Genomic DNA, 19327 nt, shown 5'->3' with positions numbered 1-19327 from the left:
ATGGTGGCAGAAGGTCGCAATAAGCTGCATGGATACTTGCAATTTGTGTGTCTTTCTGAAATCAGCATCGTGACATTCTAAAGCCCCATATGCATCCATCCAAAGATTACAGAAAGCCCTTATTATGACAGCTATTATTGATATTCATGGCCGCGAGATACTGGATAGCCGAGGTAATCCGACTGTTGAAGTCGATGTTTTGCTGGAGGACGGCAGCTTTGGGCGCGCCGCGGTGCCTTCTGGCGCATCAACTGGTGCGCATGAGGCAGTTGAATTGCGAGATGGCGATGGTCAGCGCTTTGGTGGCAAGGGCGTGTTGAAGGCGGTTGAGGCTGTAAATGGCCCCATCTTTGATACGATTGCAGGACTTGATGCAGAAGATCAGCGCGATATCGATGCGGCCATGTGCGATCTGGATGGCAGCGATAATAAGGCCAATTTGGGAGCCAATGCTATTTTGGGCGTGAGTATGGCTGTCGCAAAGGCGGCGGCAGAAGCGCGCGGCTTACCTCTATATTCCTATGTTGGTGGAATAGGGGCGCATGTCATGCCTGTTCCCATGATGAATATTATCAACGGCGGAGAACATGCCGATAATCCTATCGACATTCAGGAATTTATGGTGATGCCAGTGGGGGCATCGTCTCTGACTGACGGTGTCCGCTGGGGTGCAGAAATATTTCAGGTGCTGAAAAAGAAACTGGCCGCTGATGGTTTGGCAACATCTGTTGGTGATGAAGGCGGTTTTGCACCCAATATCTCGTCAACCCGCGCTGCTTTGGATTATATCAGTGCGGCGGTTGAGCAGGCCGGTTTCAAAATGGGGACGGACATTGTTTTGGCTCTCGATTGTGCCTCGACAGAATATTTCCGTGATGGACAATATCACCTTGCCGGTGAAAATGCGACATTATCAGCAGAAGCAATGGTCGATTATCTTGCAAAACTCTGTGCAGATTACCCTATCCGGTCCATTGAAGATGGCATGGCCGAAGATGACTGGGATGGCTGGAAACTTTTGACAGAGCGTATTGGCTCCACCGTGCAATTGGTTGGTGATGATTTGTTTGTTACAAATACTGATCGCTTGTCAGACGGTATCGCAAAAGGCGTTGCCAATAGTTTGCTCGTGAAAGTCAATCAGATTGGCACGCTGAGCGAAACGCTTGATGCGGTTAACATGGCACATAAAGGCAAATATACTGCCGTTATGTCGCATCGCTCTGGTGAAACAGAAGATGTCACTATCGCTGACCTTGCGGTTGCCACCAATTGCGGTCAGATCAAGACGGGCAGTCTGGCGCGTTCGGACAGGTTGGCAAAATATAACCAGCTTATCCGCATCGAAGAAGAATTGGGCGGGTCTGCTTATTATCCTGGCATGGAGATTTTTGCCTAAACGGCATTTGGCAGAGCTTTTAGGTCGGAAATAATGCCATTAAGCGCATTTTCCGGCCATCGCTGCAATTAACGCTTGTCACGCCGAATCAATTGTGATTCAAGGGCGTATGCAACGCAAACGTCACGTAAAATCAACCTTGCGCTCATCCTTGGGCTCTGGACTAGCTATGCTGGCGCTTTTGGCGATTGCGGCTTATGCGATGGTTGGCCCTACAGGCGTTTTGGCGTGGGGCGAATATCAAAAGCAACTGCAGGAACGGCAGCAAGAACTGGCTGTTCTGGAAGAGCGGGAGCATGCTCTTGCCAACCGGATACGGTTGCTCGCTCCGGGTAATGCAGATCCAGACCTGGCCGGCGAACTTATCCGTAAAGAGCTAAATGTCGTGCATCCTGATGAGATTATTATCCCGCTGAAATAATTTTCCATATAGGTTAAAAGCAAAGCAAATTAACCTATATTTGTGCGTTGCGCAGACAGTATAACTTCGACTATATCCTTACAGGATATTCCTCCCCTTTAAGGATATGGCATTGACTGATTCCAGTGAAAAAACCCCTGTTACGCGCGCCGCAAAAGGCAAGCCTGGCAAACCAAAACGGTTTAAGGCTGATAAAGAAACTTTGTTGGAACTTTACCGGCAAATGCTTCTGATCCGACGTTTTGAGGAAAAAGCAGGGCAGCTTTACGGATTGGGACTTATTGGCGGCTTTTGCCATCTTTATATCGGGCAAGAGGCTGTTGCTGTAGGCCTGCAATCGGCGATGAATGAAGGTGAAGACAGTGTTATCACTGGCTATCGCGATCATGGCCATATGTTAGCATATGGGATCGATCCACGCGTTATCATGGCAGAACTAACTGGTCGTCAGGCAGGTATTTCCAAAGGCAAGGGCGGTTCGATGCACATGTTTAGTGTCGAACAGAAATTTTATGGCGGGCACGGTATTGTTGGTGCTCAAGTTTCCTTAGGTGCCGGACTCGGATTTGCGCATAAATATCGTGATGATGGCGGCGTTTGCTTGTCTTATTTTGGTGATGGCGCTGCCAACCAAGGGCAGGTTTATGAGAGCTTTAATATGGCTGAGCTTTGGAAGCTGCCTGTTATTTTTGCTATCGAAAACAATCAATATGCCATGGGCACAAGCGTGAACCGTGCCTCTGCCGAAGATCAGCTTTACCGCCGTGGTGAGAGTTTCCGCATTCCTGGCATTCAGGTTAACGGCATGGATGTGCTGGAGGTTCGCGGTGCAGCGGAAACTGCTCTTAAATGGGTAAGGGAGGGTAATGGCCCAATCCTTTTGGAGCTGAAAACATATCGTTATCGCGGGCACTCAATGTCCGACCCTGCAAAATATCGTAGCCGTGATGAAGTGCAGGAAATGCGCGATAAGTCTGATCCGATTGAGGGTGCCAAGGCTGAACTGTTGAAAATGAAGGTTAGCGAGGAAGAGTTGAAGGCACTTGATAAAGAGATACGCAAAATAGTTGCGGACTCAGCCGACTTTGCGGAAAACTCGCCAGAACCGGAGCTGTCTGAGCTCTACACCGATATTTTGGTGGAGAATTACTAATGGCTATCGAACTTAAGATGCCTGCTTTGTCGCCCACTATGGAAGAAGGCACTTTGGCTAAATGGTTGGTTAAAGTTGGGGACGAAGTTTCCTCTGGCGATATTATTGCTGAGATTGAGACTGATAAAGCCACAATGGAATTTGAGGCCATTGATGAGGGCGAAATTACAGAATTGCTTGTTGCAGAAGGCACGGAAAACGTTGCTGTTGGCACTGTGATTGCGCGCATGGCTGGTGAAGATGACGACGAAGAGCCTGCACAAACTGCGCCTGCCGCTGAAAAACTAGTCGAAGCCAAAGATGCGCCCCCTATAACCGTATCTGCGCCAGCGCGCGCGGAAACGGCAGCAGATCCCGCCATTCCAGAAGGTACGCCAATGGTTTCAACAACAGTGCGCGAGGCCTTGCGCGATGCGATGGCCGAAGAAATGCGCACTGATGATCGCGTTTTCGTAATGGGTGAGGAAGTTGCCGAATATCAAGGCGCTTATAAAGTTACGCAGGGCTTGTTGGAAGAATTTGGTGACCGCAGAGTGATTGATACGCCTATAACCGAATATGGTTTTGCCGGCGTAGGCTCAGGCGCAGCTATGGGCGGATTACGCCCTGTGATCGAATTCATGACTTTTAACTTTGCGATGCAGGCTATTGACCACATCATTAACTCTGCCGCCAAGACAAATTATATGTCAGGTGGTCAGATGCGGTGCCCTATCGTGTTCCGTGGACCCAATGGCGCGGCTAGCCGTGTCGGCGCGCAGCACAGTCAAAATTATGGCCCATGGTATGCGAGCGTACCAGGTCTCATCGTGATTGCGCCTTATGATTCCGCTGATGCCAAAGGCCTTTTGAAAGCAGCTATCCGCACAGAAGATCCTGTTGTCTTCTTAGAGAATGAATTGCTTTACGGTCGCAGTTTTGATGTTCCGCAACTGGATGATCATGTCCTGCCTATCGGTAAGGCACGTATTATGCGTGAAGGAAATGACCTTACTATTGTTAGCTATTCTATCGGTGTCGGTTTGGCTTTGGAAGCAGCTGATCAATTGGCGGGTGAGGGGATTGATGCAGAGGTTATCGACCTCAGAACCCTTCGTCCATTAGATACACAAGCCGTATTGAACAGCCTTGCGAAAACAAACCGCATGATTGTAGTCGAAGAGGGTTGGCCAACCTGCTCAATCGCCAGCGAGATTTCAGCGCTGGCTATGGAGCAAGGATTTGACGATCTTGACGCACCTGTATTGCGGGTTGCTAATGAAGATGTACCAATGCCTTATGCTGCTAATCTTGAAGCGGCAATGCTGGTGGATGTTCCAAAGATCGTGTCTGCGGCAAAGGCAGTCTGCTATAAAGATTGATGAGAATGAGAGGCTAGGTGGATAAGTTACCGAGCCTCTCATTAAACAATAATTTTATCAGACGTCGGTAAAACGATTACCGCAGCTGTAAACAAATCCGCCGTCGCGAGTGATGGCTTGGTTGGTTACGCGATCATCTCTTATCGAGAAGGCCGCCTCCTGCTTTAACCGTCTGCCAGAGACAAACGTATCGCCAAACAATCCGTTATAGTCATAGAAGATTTCAACATACATGACGGCGCTACCGCGCTCTGCGCGTATTTCGTCACCTGCCGGACCCATGCCGACAAAGCTGGGTGTATTGCGTTCAAACGTACCTTGTCTGCCATAATCAGATTGCACGCGCAGTAGACCGATACAACGCTGCCATCTTATTCTCTGAAACCGGCCATTGTTATTGGTTTCAAGACTTGACAAAATGACCCTGCCATTTTGCAAAAGATTAAATCGTTCACCTTGTAAGCGAACACCAGCAAAAACTGAACCAATGTCAGTTTCAAACACAACGCGTCCATTACTGCCCGTCACTGTTTGGCCCATGCGTGAGGCGTTATCTGCCAAGGTAAGCGCAGACTGACTCACATTCATTTGTGTCACCGCAAGAAAGGCGATTTCCGTGCCATATAGCCCCAACCCCATAAAAATGGGCAGGCTATATGCGAACTCTATAAGGGCCAGACCGCTCTTGCTGGACCTTAGTTGACGTAAGGTTTTGCGGAATCGTTTGAGAGGTTTGGTGATCATGGGCATGGCTCCACTGAAACTTGGTCACGGCCTGATTGGATGCCATATGGCTGGTTGCGTAGCACTGTAGTCAAATCCATGCTGTTGGATTGCGACTGTCCCAATAAACCGTAAAGTGGGAAAATACGGTCATAGGTAAGAGTCACCGTATAGAGCACAACATCATTAGGTCCGCCAATGCCAGAAGCACCTAAATCCGCATCCCAAGTGCCATTACCGTTTTCATCTTCAAAAGAGTCACCAGTATCGCATTCACCGTCACTATCAACATCGTTGATAACAGCTTCAGGTCGGGCGACATCGGCAAAGTCAAAATAACTTTGGCGCGAGAAGCTAAGAGATGAGCTGGAATTGATCGTCTGCATCCGGCGTGTGATTTCTGCGTCGATTGAGCTCTGGCTTGCTGGCGCTGTCTCAAGTGTAGAATCGCGTGCAGCATCAAGCACGGCCCCTGAAAATGTTGCTCGCAAAAAGACGGTATATCCGATGTCGAATGTGCCCATCAATAACAGCATGAAGCTGGGTGCTATGATGGCAAATTCTACAAGGGTTGCGCCTTTTTGATCTTTGCGCAGTTTTTGGATCTGAGAGAAAAGGCTCATTGTGTCAGCCTCAATTCCGCGATCTGTTCGGCAATGCTGGCAAATGCGTCATTCAAAGTAGAAGCATCGTCGGCTGTGAATGAGCTGTCGGTGCTGGCACAGCGGGTTAGTTCATTGGTCAACGCAGTGTTAAATGCGATAACCCAAACACGAATGCCTTTTGCCTTAATGGCTTCACACATTTCGGTGTAGCGAGTTGTATGGCGGTTGAACAATTCAGGTGAATATGCCGCATTACTCGTGCCAGTTGTATTGCCCGAAATGCGACCATCATGGCGTTCTATGCCATAAGCCGATACTGTGCCGTCTGAAGGAACCAAATCACCATCGGTCATGAAAATAAGATGACGACCCACAAAACCCAGATTGGACGGTGTTTCATTGACATTGACTTGAAACAAACCATCAGGGCTGGAAAGCCGTGCGCCCCAGATCAAGCCAATATCATGATATGTACCGCCATCAGGCCGTAATGTGTTGGTGTATGACTGGATGTCATTCAAAGCACCATATTCAGCCAACAAAGCTGCCCGTTGAGGGCATGCTGTCTGCGGGAAGAAGCTGCTAATGGAACTCCGGTCCCAAGGTGTATCCCTGCTGCCAGACATTTGTGTGGTATTATAATTACGGAGTATATACGCTTCGGGCCAATATGGTCTCCAACGCCCTGCGTCACTGGTCGGCACACCATCAATGTCCAGATCCAATAGGCCTGCTGGCGTGAAACCAGTGGACGGCACAAAGTCAACGTTACTACTCGCTACAGTATCGCGTTCTTCTATACATCCCGCCCATGTATAACTGTTGGAAGACAGACCAGTAGGGTCTGGTGTTGCAGTGCCAGTTTTATATGTGCTGACATCAAGTTCTCTTTCTTCCAGTACAATATCATAAGTTGTTACATTTTCTTCATATACAGCGCAGCGAAATGCCCCGTTTTGAAATTCCCACCGGAGAGCAACAGGCACGCCGCTCGTCGTAGTGGCATTACCATTGCAAGTGCTCTGAGGACGATTTGTGAAAAACAACAAATTATCCTCTGTGCGGCTTGTTGTTTGAGCCGTTTCATAATCATAGCTATCGACAATCCAGTCTGGATTGAGGAGATATCCCGTATTTACAGTTTGCGAATAGGGTACAAAGGAATAGCGGATACGTGCATTGCTGCTCGCCGCTGCGCCCTGCACAATATTATAAAATGAATCAAGAGATGAGCGCAGAGCGCCGAGGCGCGACGTGGTCGATAAGGAATTTAAGCTCTGCCCCTCTTGTGTGCCAAAGCTGGCAAAGTAAGTGTTACATTCTGAGGAATTTGAATCTTCAGGGCAGGCCATCGATCCGGTTGTATCCAAGACAAAAGTAATGTCCGAGTTTGCAACCTCTAGCTGCGCCTGACAATCAACACTGATATTTAAATCATCAATAGTGAACATGTCCATGACCACAGTCGGCATAGTTACAGTTGCAACGCCGTTCACGCTTGAATCGCCATTGCCCGCAGTTGGCGTAAATACCAAATTGGTTGTATTGAGATAGCCGCCAGGAAAGTTCACATTGAAATAATCATCGGCGACATCTTCTGCTGCGGCATCGAAGGTGCCGTCACCAACAGCACGCCGCCCCGCCAACACACCAGCGTCGCAGGCCTGCTGCAAACGTGTTTGCACCATATAAGCACGGCTGATATCAACGCCACTGCCAATCATTGCGGTCATAGGTACTAAGCCCGCCGCGACCATAGCCATTGTGTTGCCCGATTTATTACGTATCAGCGACTGCAATATAGTCGTAATGTTTGAGCGAGATTGATCTTTTTTAAACGACATGTACGCATGACCCCAAAATTCTGAAACACCTTCTGAAGACAGAAAATGCCCTCGACCTTGCGAGCCTTTTAGCCAATTCTGGTAAATTGAATTTTTAATTATAGGGTTACGCAGTGATTAACCATGATAAGCCCGCTTGAGCGCACTATGAGCAACCACTATGATTGATAATAACCCTGATTATCCCTTACAAAAGCTAGTATTTGCTTATGCGAAGGCGAAAGAGCGTGTGCCTTTTGAAGTCATTTTTGGACTCGATTCACAATGTGCAAAAATCATACTATCGACGAGTGAGATGTTAATCGGGCAGATGCGTTTGGCGTGGTGGCGTGACGTCATTGCCAAGTCCTCGGCAAATAGACCAAAAGGGCACCCTTATATTGGATTGTTGAACCAACTTCCCGATAATGATCAAGCTAATCATCTTATTGATCTGGTGAATTGCTGGGAGGCTTTTCTGGTATCTGATCGGTTCACGGCGGATATTGACGAACTTGTGACGTCACGTGCTAAGATATTTTGCAATTTCTTGAGCTGTTATGTGCATATAGGCGATATGGAGATGTTGAATATGACACTCAAAACCTATGCTCAATGGCAAATATTGCGCAGAACGGCGTTGATTGAAGATGAGGCTGAGCGAAATATGCTTTTGCTGGATAGCCGCAGAAAAGTATCGGAAGTCATGTCTAAGCGTCTGAAGAATATTCCTAAACCAGTTAAAATATTCGCAAAGCTGATTAATAATGACCTTGCGCTAAAAAATATCAATAAGCCGCTTTTGCGCCCTTCCACAGCACTTCGTATCATATACTATGGACTGACCTGAATTCTCTGCGATACTATTCCGCATAGTCGCAAGTGAGGGATATATGGGCAAATATTTTGTTGGAGGTGTAGCGTCGATAATTTTGATGCTAGGCGGTTTTCTTTTCTTTTACAGCCAAGCGCAAGAGGAACAGCCTGTTTTGGCTCCTGAACCGCCCGAACCAATTGCAGAAGCTCCTTTGGAATTGCCCAGTGCTGATACAGAGGGGCTGGTCGGCCCCGCACCGCCAGAAGCCACTAATCTAACCAAGGAACAGCGACGTTTTGGCCGCTATGATCGTAATTTTGATAAGATTATTACGCGCATGGAAATGATGGCTTCGCGCACAGCAGATTTTCGCAAACTGGACAAGGACGGCAACAATCTGCTGACATTTGAAGAATGGGCGGTGCGCACATCTGATCGGTTCGTGAAGGCCGATGCCGATGCGGATGGTGAATTAACCCCGGAAGAATTTGCCACAACCAAACCAAAGGCCCGAAAGAAATCCAAATGCGCTTGCTAGCAGGATAAGTTTTTATGGCGTCAGTGACGTCATCCATTGGGTCAAATCGGTTCTTGCCCTTGCTGTATAAGCCTCTTTGCGCTGTTTCTTCGGTATCTTTTTGCCCATAATAGGCGGGAAAAGGCCGAAATTGATATTCATTGGCTGATAATCACTGGCATCTGCATCGCCTGTAATATGTGCCAATAAAGCGCCTAATGATGTTGTAAATGGCGGTGTTTCAAAAGGCTGGTTGCGCAATTCTGCCAAAGCCATGCGTGCTGCTAACAGGCCTATTGCACTGCTCTCCACATAGCCTTCACAGCCGGTAATCTGGCCAGCAAAGCGTATATGCGGTGCTGATTTCAACCGCAATTGCCGGTCAAGCAAGGTTGGTGAATTGATAAATGTGTTGCGATGAAGACCACCCAATCGTGCAAATTCGGCGTTTTCTAGGCCAGGAATTGTTCTGAACAATTCTACTTGGGCGCCATATTTCAATTTGGTCTGAAACCCGACCATATTCCACAATGTGCCCAATTTATTATCTTGCCGCAGCTGCACCACTGCATAGGGCCAGCGACCAGTGCGCGGATCATCAAGGCCGACCGGTTTCATCGGGCCATAGCGCAGGGTATCAACCCCGCGTGACGCCATGACTTCAATCGGCATACAACCTTCAAAATATGGGGTATTTTGTTCCCATTCCTTAAATTCCGTCTTTTCGCCATCCATCAAACCCTGATGGAAGGCAAGATATTGCTCTTTGTTCATTGGGCAATTGATATAGTCTTTGCCATCACCGTCTTCACTTCCTCGGTCCCAGCGGGACTGTTTCCATGCAATGTCCATATCAATGCTGTCATGGTGGACGATGGGGGCGATAGCATCAAAAAAGGCGAGGGCGTCGCGGCCGGTCGCTGCGCCAATACTTTCTGCCAATGATTGCGCTGTAAGAGGACCAGTGGCAACAATTGTTAAACCCACTTCGGGCAATTGCTCAACACACTCTCTAACAACATCAATATTTTCATGTTTGTTCAATATCTTGGAAACATGATCTGAGAATATATCGCGATCCACAGCCAAAGCGGAACCTGCTGGCACTTTGGCCAGTTCTGCGCATTGCATGATGATAGAGTCAAGTTGTCGCATTTCCGAATGCAACAGACCGACCGCATTGCGCTCTGCATCATCAGAGCGGAAGCTGTTGGAACAGACCAATTCAGCCAAGCCATCGGTTTGGTGGGCAGGGGTCATCACACCTGATCCACGCATCTCTGACAGGCGGACTTTTACACCAGACTTAGCCAGCTGCCATGCAGCCTCTGAACCAGCCAGTCCGCCACCAATAATGTGGACGTCATATTTTTTCGTATCATTTTGCATTTGAGCCCTATGCCAATAAGCAGCTGTTGCGGCAATTCTTTTGAGTGTTTATGCAGAATTTGCATTATTGAGGAGTTTTATAATGCGCCGCGCATTGTCCGAAGACAGACCATTTCTGGTTTTAAGCCTGATATTGGCCATTGGATTCCCCTTTCTGCGCGATGGCAGCTTGGGTGATCTGTTTTTGATGCTTTGGAAAGCGGGCGCTGTGGCCAGCTTGGCCGCTTATGCTTTGCGGCGTTTATCCGGTAAAAAGGCTCTTTTCCTAGTGCTTTATCTGACGCTGTCTGTGCTTGGTGATGCTTTGACTATCATTGATATGGTATGGGGCGGAGCAGCCTTTTTTGCGGCGCATATTTCTGCGATTATTATGTTCGATCATTATCACGGTGGTAAATTTACTAAGGGCCAATCAATTTTCACGAATTTTTTGATTTTCGCCGTATTCACCGTTATTTTCGCCTTCAGTAACCCAGATAGAACCTGGCTCACTTTCATATATGGATTGTCAGTTGGCATGATGATTGTCACGGCATGGACTAGTGCCTATCCTCGCTATCAAGTGGGTATTGGCGTCATTCTAGTTGTCATATATCATATGCTAATAATTCTCTCTATGGGAACGTTAGATAATCTTCAGCTAGCAAGCATACTTGTCTGGCCGCTATATTATATCGGGCAATTGATGATATGCACCGGCGTAGTGCGGACTTTGAGAGCCGATCGAGCAGTGCAGATAGGATAAAAGATGATGGAAAAACGCGGAAAACCCGCGAAATCCCGCTTAGCCTCTCAAAACTTAATCCTCAGTTGAATTGCCCTCATCATTCGATACGCCATCTGTTTCACCTTCTGGCGCTTCCAAATCATCATGCGCCTCATCATCGTCTTCAGCATCGCTTTCCTGAATGCGTGCTGCGCTGACCACATGCTCATTCTTGGCAACATCGAACAATTTTACGCCGGAGCTGTTACGCCCAATAACCCGCATGCCGTCAATATTGATGCGGATCAGTTTGGCCTGATCAGTAACCAGCATCAATTGCTCGCCATTAGCGGCAGGGAAGCTGGCGACGACAGGGCCATTGCGTTTGATATTGTCAATATTGGCAATCCCTTGGCCGCCGCGCCCTGATTGACGATATTCATAGGCCGAAGAACGCTTGCCATAGCCATTGGCGCAAACGGTCAGGATAAAGTCTTCACTCTCGGCCAGCGTTTGCATTTTCTCATCAGACAAAGTTGGCGCCGTGTCATTTTCCTTCCACGCAGCGCTGCGCAGATAGGCATCGCGCTCGTCAGGTGTTGCATCAACGCCCCGTAATACGGACAGCGAGATGACCTCATCATCGCCTTTCAAGGTTACGCCGCGCACACCTTGCGATGTTCGGCTCTGAAATTCGCGAACCTGTGTTGCGCCAAAGCGAATGGCTTTACCCAGACGCGTTGCAAGCAAGACATCATCATCTTCCGTCAACAGTTCGACACCGATTAAGCGATCGTCACTATCATCATCAAAACGCATGGCAATCTTGCCATTGGAAGGGATGTTGGTGAATGCCGCCATTGAATTGCGCCGCACCGTGCCTTTTGCCGTGGCAAACATGACATGCAGATTTTCCCACTCATCCTCATCTTCGGGAAGCGGCAGCACTGTCGATATGGTTTCACCTTGCGCTAAGGGCAGCAAATTGACCATCGGGCGGCCGCGGGTTTGTGGGCCACCTTCGGGCAGTTTCCACACTTTCAGACGGTAAACCTGACCATGGTTGGAGAAGAACAGCACCGGTGTATGGGTAGAGGTCACGAAAAGTGACGTCACGACGTCTTCTTCTTTGGTCGACATGCCGGCACGGCCTTTGCCGCCGCGCCTTTGCGCACGGAAGGTTTCCAGCGCAGTACGTTTAATATAGCCATCATGGGTAACTGTGACGACCATGTCACCACGTTCCATCAGGTCTTCATCGTCCAAACCATCCCAGGCTGGCATGATTTCACTAACGCGCGGCGTAGCAAATTCTTCGCGCACAGCAATCAGCTCTTCGCGCATGACGGCATAGAGTTTCTCTCTATCACCCAGAATCGCCAGATATTCGGCAATATCATCTGAAAGAGTTTTCAATTCATTGCCGATTTCATCACGGCCCAGAGCGGTTAAGCGATGCAAGCGCAAATCAAGAATAGCGCGGACTTGGGCTTCGCTTAATTGATAGCTATCACCCTCGACATCACTTTCCAATGCTTCAATCAAGCGAATATATGGCGCAATCTCTGCTACTGGCCATTTGCGGGCCAGCAATGTGCCCCGCGCTTCAACAGGGCTGGATGAACCGCGAATAATCTTCACGACTTCATCTAAATTTGTGACCGCAACAACAAGACCGAGCAAAATATGTGCGCGGTCACGTGCCTTTTTTAATTCAAATTTCGTACGCCTTGTAATGATTTGCTCACGAAAGCTCACAAAACTTGTGAGGGCAGTGCGCAATGTAAATGTCTCTGGGCGGCCATTGCGGATAGCCAGCATATTTGCCGGAAAACCGGTCTGGGCTGGCGTATGGCGCCATAATTGGTTCAACACGACTTCAGCCGTAGCATCGCGTTTAAGATCGACAACGACGCGCACACCGGCTCTGCTCGATTCATCGCGGATGTCTGACACACCTTCAATACGGCCGTCTTTGGCAGCATCTGCTATCTTTTCAACAAGTCCAGATTTGCCAACCTGATAAGGAATGGAGGTCAGTACGATAGAACGTTTTTCGCCGCGCTTTTCTTCAATGGTATGCCGAGCACGCATAAGAACAGATCCGCGGCCGGTTGTGTAAGCGGAACGCGCGCCAGCATTGCCAAGGATTAAGGGAGCCGTCGGAAAATCAGGGCCGGGAACAATTTCCATTAGCCGTTCGTCACTGGTGGCCGGATCGTCCATTAATTCTAAACAGGCGTTGATTACTTCGCCCAAATTGTGCGGCGGAATATTGGTTGCCATACCGACAGCGATGCCGCCAGCGCCGTTGACCAGCAAATTGGGGAAGCGGGCAGGGAGAACCTGAGGCTCATGCTCGCTGCCATCATAATTTGGCGTAAAATCAACAGTATCTTTATCAAGATCATCGAGCAGGAAGTTGGCGACCTTCGCCAAGCGTGCTTCGGTATAACGTTCTGCTGCTGGCGGGTCAGGATCCATTGATCCGAAATTGCCTTGACCATCAATGAGAGGAACCCGCATCGACCAAGGCTGTGTAAGGCGCGCAAGAGCGTCATAAATCGCCTGATTACCATGCGGGTGGTATTTACCCATGCAATCACCGACAATACGCGCAGATTTGCGATAAGGCCGGTTATAATAATAGCTGTTTTCCCGGCAGGTCCATAGAATACGGCGGTGAACCGGCTTTAGACCGTCATGGATGTCAGGCAGAGCACGGCTGACAATGACCGACATGGCATAGTCCAGATAACTAGACTTCATCTCGTCGACAATATCGATTGGCGCTATGTCAGATGGTCCTGGATCAAAACTTTCAGGGCCAATGGGTTCATCCGTCACTATAGAAATATCCTATCAAAAAACTCCTATAATTATTAGGCGATTGACCGGTCTTTGACTAGCCATAGAGCCTAAAGGAGAGGGTTTATCTACAGCTAATTTGATGGTGCGCCGCAAGCCGGTTATAAGTAAATTTTACCAGATATTATGGAATGATTTCCTGACCATCCCAAGCAAAGACTTTGCCGGACTGTTCTGGGCCCAACCGGTTGATAACGCGAAGCATTTTCTCAGCAGAATATGCTGGTGTAAATAATTTATTATTGGGGACAGAGCGTTGAAAAGGTTCGCTGAGAGATGAGTCAACGGTTCCTGGGTGAATAGCAATGGCAAGGGCTTCTGGATTTTTGCGAGCCCATTCAATAGCAATATTGCGGATAAACATATGCAAAGCGGCTTTAGAGGCTCGGTAGCCATACCAACCACCAAGATGATTATCAGAAATACTGCCAACGCGCGCGCCTAGCGCTGCAAATATAGCTCGGTCCTTGCGTGACATAAGCGGTATAAAATGTTTCGCCACCATGGCAGGACCGATGGCGTTGACCTGATATACACGGGCAAGCCACTCACTATCCAGTTCGCGCAGGGATTTTTCAGGCTGCTTGTCTTGCTGATGCAAAATGCCAGTGGCGCATAGAATCAGGTTGGGGCTAGCGTTCTTGTCGGCGACAAATTGTGCGCAATCTGCAATAGATTGCTCATCGCTGATATCGATAAAATGATCGTCTGATGAATGCCGCGATAGCCGGAAAACGCGGTTGTAATCACCTGATTCTTCAAGACTATCTGCCAACGAACTGCCGATGGCACCGCCTGTACCTATGACCACGGCATCATGCCGCCGTGACGTCATGTGCGTATAAATCGCCAGCTATGTTGGTCGCTGTTATCGGCATCAAATGCATAGCCATCAATATCAAAATTCTTGATATCTTCTGGCTCAACCAAGCGATTGTCACAAATATAGCGAGCCATAAGGCCGCGAGCGCGCTTTGCTGCAAAACTCTGGAATTTGGGTCCGTTAGGTCCATTTTGCCGGAAATCCATAGTGATGACCGGCAAAGTTATATGCTTCCTGCCTGCTTCAATTGCTGCAAAGTATTCTTGGCTCGCCAGATTGATGATCGCTTTTGAACCAGCCTCTTCTGCGCTTTGTTGAACAGCTTTGGCTGGAGCATCACCCCAAAAATCAGTAAGTTTTTTGCGGCGTGGCGCCCAGCGTGTACCCATCTCTAGGCGATGCGGGCGAATAGGATCTAATGGGCGAAGCAAGCCGTATAAGCCGGATAATATCCGCAAATGATTCTGCGCATAATCCAGGGCTGGTTCATCTATAGTTTTTGCATCAAAACCTGTGTAGACATCACCATTATAGGCAAATATTGCTTGTTTTTCAGATTGTTCAAAAAAGTTTTTATAACGCTTTCTATTCAATTCTATCAAAGCATCGGAAACGGGCATGATGGTTTTGAGTTTGGGGCCGGAAAATCGGTTCAGTGCCGATACCAAGGCTTCGGTTTTTTCGGGAAATGGTATCTCGCTGATTGTATCAACGGGCGAAGGGCTCTCAAAATCGAGCGATTTGGCTGGGGAGATGAGTATAATCATGTTGATAATCTAGATAACATATTATGATTTCGCTAGAGGCGATAATAACTTTCTATTCAATTTCTATTCAGAGCACCTTACATATAATGACATCATAGGATTAACCCTAGAGGCACATGCTGCCGCAAAATCTAGGTCGGCCCTGGCCGCAAGCATTTTTGGAGAGCTTTTATGCGAACACGCTTTTTATACAGTTTAACTTTGGGCCTTGCTGTGTCCGGATTTGCAATGACGTCCGTATTGCTGCCCGTAGACGCAGCTTTTGCGCAAAAGAAGAAAGAGAAGAAGAAAAAAAAGAAGGATGAGCAGCCGCAAGAGCAGCTATCACCCGAATTTATCACACCTTATAATGCTGCTTTAGCAGCCCTTGGAACAAAGGATGCCGCTACATCTGAGGCGCAACTGAGTCAGGCTGCACTGGTTGCAAATACCAAGGATGAAAAATTTCGTTTGGGCAATGCTTATGTCCAACTCGGCGGCATGAAAAGTGACGTCTCAATTCAGCGCAAAGGCGTTGATCTAATGCTGGAAAGTGGCGCCGTATCACAAGCAGATATGCCACGTTTAAGTTCCGCATCTGGTAGATTTGCTTATAGCGAAGGTGACTATGCGTTAGCTGAAAGTCGCTTTAAAGCTGCCATTGATGGCGGATATTATGAAAATAATACAGAATTATTATATGTAGATTCTGTTTTCCAACAAGGTCGTGTGGACGAAGGGTTGCAACTTCTTAATGCGACTATTCAGAGGTTCCAACAAAGCGGTGCATTAGCACCAGAGGATTATTATCGTAGGGGCGTGCGCCGCGCATATAATGCAAAAAATGTCCAAGCTACCACTGCATGGACCCAAAAATGGGTTGCCGCTTATCCTAACAACACCAGCTGGCGTGATTCATTAATATTGTTTCGTGACGCTGCTGGTTTCGACTCCAAAACCAATATTGATCTTATGCGGTTGATGCGTGCAACCAATTCATTAGCAAGTGAAAGGGATTATGCGGAATATGTCGAAAATGCTGATCCGCGTCGTTTGCCCGGTGAGGTTCTTAACATTATTGAAGAAGGTATCGCCAAAGGCACCCTAAAATCCGGCGATGATTTTTTTGACGAGCAGCTTGGTATAGCAAAATCGCGCGTCTCTGAAGACCGCAGTTCTTTGACATCTGGCGGCGCATCTTCTCGCAGCTCTTCAAATCCGCGTATCGCAATTGGTACCGCTGATGCATATTTGGGTTATGGCGAATATGCAGAAGCCATTGCGCTGTACAATGTCGCGCTTGAAAAACCCGGCGTAGATAGTGATCTGGTAAATACCCGTATTGGCATTAGTAACGCCATGGCTGGCAATTGGGATGCTGCGAAAGCCGCATTTGCCAAAGTCGGTGGAGCGCGCACAGAGCTGGCAAAATTCTGGCTCATCTGGGTAGATAATCAAGTTGCCGCGAGTGAAGCAACTCCTGCAGCTGGTTGATTACCAAGCTCTCTTCAAAAAAAATAAAACCGGCGCGGATTGGCTTAAGCCATCTGCGCCGGTTTTTTATAAACTCATGAAATCAGAACTGGATTAGATTATTTGCCTTCAAAGGGAACGCCGGGCAGGTTTTTGGAAGTTCGTATCGTCAAAGATGTTTTGATGCTGTCCACATGCGGGCCAACGGTTAACTTGGAGGTTAGAAACTCCTGAAAACTCTGCAAATCACGTGATAATATTTTTAATATAAAATCGACTTCACCATTCAACATGTGACATTCGCGCACTTCCTCTAGCGCAGTGACATGCTCTTCAAATTCCCGCAGTGCATATTCGGCCTGGCTCTTCAAGCTGACCATAGCATAAACGGTAATCGCATATCCAAGCGCAACGGGGTCAATATCGGCATGATAACCACGAATAATTTTTGCTTCTTCCAAGGCGCGCACACGGCGCAAACATGGGGGAGCGGTAAGACCAACCCGAACTGCCAGATCGACATTGGTTATGCGACCTTCAGATTGTAACTCAGACAGCAACATGCGATCTATGTCATCAAGATTATGGTTAGCCATCATTTACCCCATTTGCTCAAAATTGTGATTATCGCCCAAAGCGCTTACATCAAATGTAATTTAATGAAAGAATGTAGGTTTTAACCATAATAATATTATTATTTAGCGCAATTGTCTCATATTGCAACGGTCCTTTTATGGCGACTTTAACTTTTCGGAAACCACAGCTAAACTGCATTTGTTATTATTTGATACCGGAAAATCGCCAGTGCTGCCTTATTATGACGACAGATTATCGACGGTGCTAGCTGGCCCTGTTCCAGAGCGGGCATTGGCACGTGTGCAATACCGGCAACTTCTTGACTTGCTGAGCAATATTCCCGGATATGATCCAAAACAAGCCGAGTCAAAGGCCGAGATTTCCTTCTCTCCCGATCAAATGATTGCTGGCATTATGAGGTTGCACCAATTGTCATTGCAGATGACGGATCAGCAAAAGAATGATGCAATTGATGAACTTTACAAGCCAATACAATCACCTGCATTATTAAACTATCTTCTCTCGAAATCATCGACACAACGTGCTGCGCTCAATAAAAGTCAATTCTCGCCAGAGCAATGGCGTTCAATGCGTCCATTATTTGGAGAGAAAGCGCAACAATTTCTGGAAAGTGAGAAACTGTTGAGCGCATCAGAGGCGCCGCTTACAGATATCATTGCTGAAAAGGCTAAAAAGAAAAGCTTCGTAAGTGGTCAGTCACCATCAGAAAGCCCGGCAGATTTGCTCATATTGGATATGCATAATCAAGCAGAACAGCCAGAAGTGCTTAAGGCGTCAGATACTGCCGGCACGCTTTTGGGTAAAGAGTCTATCGCTGGCAAAGACCGGCAAAAGCAGCAAAATATTGGGGATATTGTTGCCCGCATAGAGACTTTCAAGAAAAGCAAAAGCCAGCAAGATGCTTTTCCTAATGCGATGACACAATTGCCATTCCATGATTTGGATAACCCGGACAGTCTGGAGCAGAAGCAGGTCTTTCTGACCGATCAAAAAGGTATGATCGTTGTCGCCAGCCACGATAAATTGACGGGTATCAATCTCTTCAACAATATTGAGGAGGCAATTTGGGGCTGCGATGCAGCGACGTGCAAGCGTTTTGCAATGCGTATGGCGATCAAAAAAGGGCTCACTATCTTACCGGATAGCGAAGGGCAGGTTTTGCAAATGACCGCTCATCCACAATTTGATCACAACAGCGATTTTGTAGGCTATTTGGGAGTTATTTCAAAAGGTCAGAACCACTCTGAAAGCGATGCGACAGATGTAGTAAATGAGTCGCGCAGTGACCATTATCGGCAACTCATCCATGAATTGCGTACACCTGTTGGTGCGTTAAAGGGGTTCGCCGAAATATTGGAAAGCCAGCTATTCGGCCCTGTTTCGCAGCAATATCGTCAAATGGCGAAAACTATCGTGAGAGACAGCGACATATTGCTGTCGCATTTTCATCATCTGAAATATTTTGAGCAAGACAATGCGTCGACAGCCGCGCCATCCGCCACGCCCGTGGCAGAATATGTGCAGTCACTTTATAAAGTCACTGAAGTCATGGTGCCAGCAATTGCTACAGAAATTGAGATATATTCTGGCGGCAAATTACTGTTGGGGCGTGAGACTTGCGAAGCGCTTACGCATTGGTTCGAATATTTTGCAGCCGGCTATGCTGATCATATTATTGTTACCTTCCAAACAGGCAAAGATGAAAATAATGTTCGCGCACGGTTTTCCGGTAAAGTTACTGCGACTGACGGCAGGATAGACAAGCGCAATGATGAAATGCGGGCCTTTGCTTTATTATTGGGTGAAGCAAGACTTTTGGAGGCTGGCATCAAGATTGAGAGCGACCATCATCACACGATTATGGACTTGCCGGTTATCCCTGTTATGACAACCACAGTATAAGGGA

17 protein-coding genes are annotated in these 19327 nt (G+C 47.7%); 9 read left to right on the top strand and 8 right to left on the bottom strand.

Annotation, left to right across the window (positions count from 1 at the left end; genetic code table 11):
- The first annotated feature begins 124 nt into the window (after window positions 1–124).
- From eno to ACR9YC_RS07370, 4 genes are all read left to right on the top strand, one after another.
- A complete protein-coding gene (gene eno / locus ACR9YC_RS07385) occupies window positions 125–1399 on the top strand; it encodes a phosphopyruvate hydratase (RefSeq protein WP_438725849.1) in 1275 nt (424 codons plus the stop codon).
- A gap of 109 nt (window positions 1400–1508) precedes the next feature.
- Window positions 1509–1820 carry an FtsB family cell division protein gene (locus ACR9YC_RS07380; RefSeq protein WP_438725847.1) on the top strand — a complete coding sequence of 104 codons (312 nt, stop codon included), beginning with the start codon at window positions 1509–1511 and terminating at the stop codon, window positions 1818–1820.
- A gap of 112 nt (window positions 1821–1932) precedes the next feature.
- Entirely contained in the window at window positions 1933–2973 is a 1041-nt protein-coding gene (pdhA, locus tag ACR9YC_RS07375; protein WP_438725845.1) for a pyruvate dehydrogenase (acetyl-transferring) E1 component subunit alpha, read from the top strand.
- Window positions 2973–4334, top strand: coding sequence for a pyruvate dehydrogenase complex E1 component subunit beta (locus ACR9YC_RS07370; protein WP_438725843.1), 1362 nt, complete (start codon window positions 2973–2975; stop codon window positions 4332–4334). The genes pdhA and ACR9YC_RS07370 overlap by 1 nt, the downstream gene beginning before the upstream one ends.
- A gap of 57 nt (window positions 4335–4391) precedes the next feature.
- Here ACR9YC_RS07370 and ACR9YC_RS07365 read toward each other — a convergent pair whose 3' ends face one another.
- Genes ACR9YC_RS07365 through ACR9YC_RS07355 form a run of 3 tightly spaced genes read right to left on the bottom strand, consistent with a single transcriptional unit; the run spans window position 4392 to window position 7425 of the window.
- Window positions 4392–5078, bottom strand: a complete 687-nt coding sequence (locus ACR9YC_RS07365) for a TadE/TadG family type IV pilus assembly protein (RefSeq protein WP_438725841.1) — start codon at window positions 5076–5078, stop codon at window positions 4392–4394.
- Window positions 5075–5680, bottom strand: coding sequence for a TadE/TadG family type IV pilus assembly protein (locus ACR9YC_RS07360; protein WP_438725839.1), 606 nt, complete (start codon window positions 5678–5680; stop codon window positions 5075–5077). The genes ACR9YC_RS07365 and ACR9YC_RS07360 overlap by 4 nt, the downstream gene beginning before the upstream one ends.
- Entirely contained in the window at window positions 5677–7425 is a 1749-nt protein-coding gene (locus ACR9YC_RS07355) for a Tad domain-containing protein (protein ID WP_438725837.1), read from the bottom strand. Before ACR9YC_RS07355 ends, ACR9YC_RS07360 begins: the two co-directional genes overlap by 4 nt.
- A 241-nt stretch (window positions 7426–7666) precedes the next feature.
- Here ACR9YC_RS07355 and ACR9YC_RS07350 point away from each other — a divergent pair, with 241 nt between their 5' ends.
- Together ACR9YC_RS07350 and ACR9YC_RS07345 are read left to right on the top strand one after the other, a co-directional pair.
- The gene (locus tag ACR9YC_RS07350) at window positions 7667–8335 is read left to right on the top strand and encodes a hypothetical protein (protein WP_438725835.1); all 669 of its coding nucleotides are present in this window, start codon (window positions 7667–7669) and stop codon (window positions 8333–8335) included.
- 43 nt (window positions 8336–8378) lie between these two features.
- Window positions 8379–8840, top strand: a complete 462-nt coding sequence (locus tag ACR9YC_RS07345) for a hypothetical protein (protein WP_438725833.1) — start codon at window positions 8379–8381, stop codon at window positions 8838–8840.
- A 12-nt stretch (window positions 8841–8852) separates the two neighbouring features.
- Here the strand turns inward: ACR9YC_RS07345 and trmFO are convergent, their stop codons facing one another.
- Window positions 8853–10208, bottom strand: a complete 1356-nt coding sequence (gene trmFO / locus ACR9YC_RS07340) for a methylenetetrahydrofolate--tRNA-(uracil(54)-C(5))-methyltransferase (FADH(2)-oxidizing) TrmFO (RefSeq protein ID WP_438725831.1) — start codon at window positions 10206–10208, stop codon at window positions 8853–8855.
- Between the two features lie 133 nt (window positions 10209–10341).
- Here trmFO and ACR9YC_RS07335 point away from each other — a divergent pair, with 133 nt between their 5' ends.
- Entirely contained in the window at window positions 10342–10953 is a 612-nt protein-coding gene (locus ACR9YC_RS07335; RefSeq protein ID WP_438725829.1) for a lysoplasmalogenase family protein, read from the top strand.
- Between the two features lie 54 nt (window positions 10954–11007).
- On the opposite strand, the gene gyrA is transcribed toward ACR9YC_RS07335, so the two are convergent.
- From gyrA to yaaA, 3 genes are all read right to left on the bottom strand, one after another.
- A complete protein-coding gene (gene gyrA, locus ACR9YC_RS07330; protein ID WP_438725827.1) occupies window positions 11008–13761 on the bottom strand; it encodes a DNA gyrase subunit A in 2754 nt (917 codons plus the stop codon).
- A gap of 145 nt (window positions 13762–13906) precedes the next feature.
- A complete protein-coding gene (locus ACR9YC_RS07325; protein ID WP_438725825.1) occupies window positions 13907–14617 on the bottom strand; it encodes an SDR family oxidoreductase in 711 nt (236 codons plus the stop codon).
- A complete protein-coding gene (gene yaaA / locus ACR9YC_RS07320; RefSeq protein WP_438725823.1) occupies window positions 14614–15372 on the bottom strand; it encodes a peroxide stress protein YaaA in 759 nt (252 codons plus the stop codon). Before yaaA ends, ACR9YC_RS07325 begins: the two co-directional genes overlap by 4 nt.
- A 171-nt stretch (window positions 15373–15543) precedes the next feature.
- On the opposite strand from yaaA, the gene ACR9YC_RS07315 reads away from it, so the two are divergent.
- Window positions 15544–16845 (top strand): hypothetical protein, encoded by a 1302-nt coding sequence (locus ACR9YC_RS07315; RefSeq protein WP_438725821.1) that lies wholly within the window; start codon window positions 15544–15546, stop codon window positions 16843–16845.
- Between the two features lie 98 nt (window positions 16846–16943).
- On the opposite strand, the gene ACR9YC_RS07310 is transcribed toward ACR9YC_RS07315, so the two are convergent.
- Window positions 16944–17423, bottom strand: coding sequence for an Lrp/AsnC family transcriptional regulator (locus ACR9YC_RS07310; RefSeq protein ID WP_438725819.1), 480 nt, complete (start codon window positions 17421–17423; stop codon window positions 16944–16946).
- Window positions 17424–17598: 175 nt separating this feature from the next.
- Here ACR9YC_RS07310 and ACR9YC_RS07305 point away from each other — a divergent pair, with 175 nt between their 5' ends.
- Entirely contained in the window at window positions 17599–19323 is a 1725-nt protein-coding gene (locus tag ACR9YC_RS07305; protein ID WP_438725817.1) for a histidine kinase dimerization/phospho-acceptor domain-containing protein, read from the top strand.
- Window positions 19324–19327: the final 4 nt, after the last annotated feature.

The sequence above is a fragment of the Parasphingorhabdus sp. DH2-15 genome (assembly GCF_051668705.1).
Lineage (GTDB): Bacteria > Pseudomonadota > Alphaproteobacteria > Sphingomonadales > Sphingomonadaceae > Alterisphingorhabdus.
The sequence above is the reverse complement of the archived record's forward strand: the minus strand, read 5'-3'. Positions and strand labels throughout refer to the sequence as shown.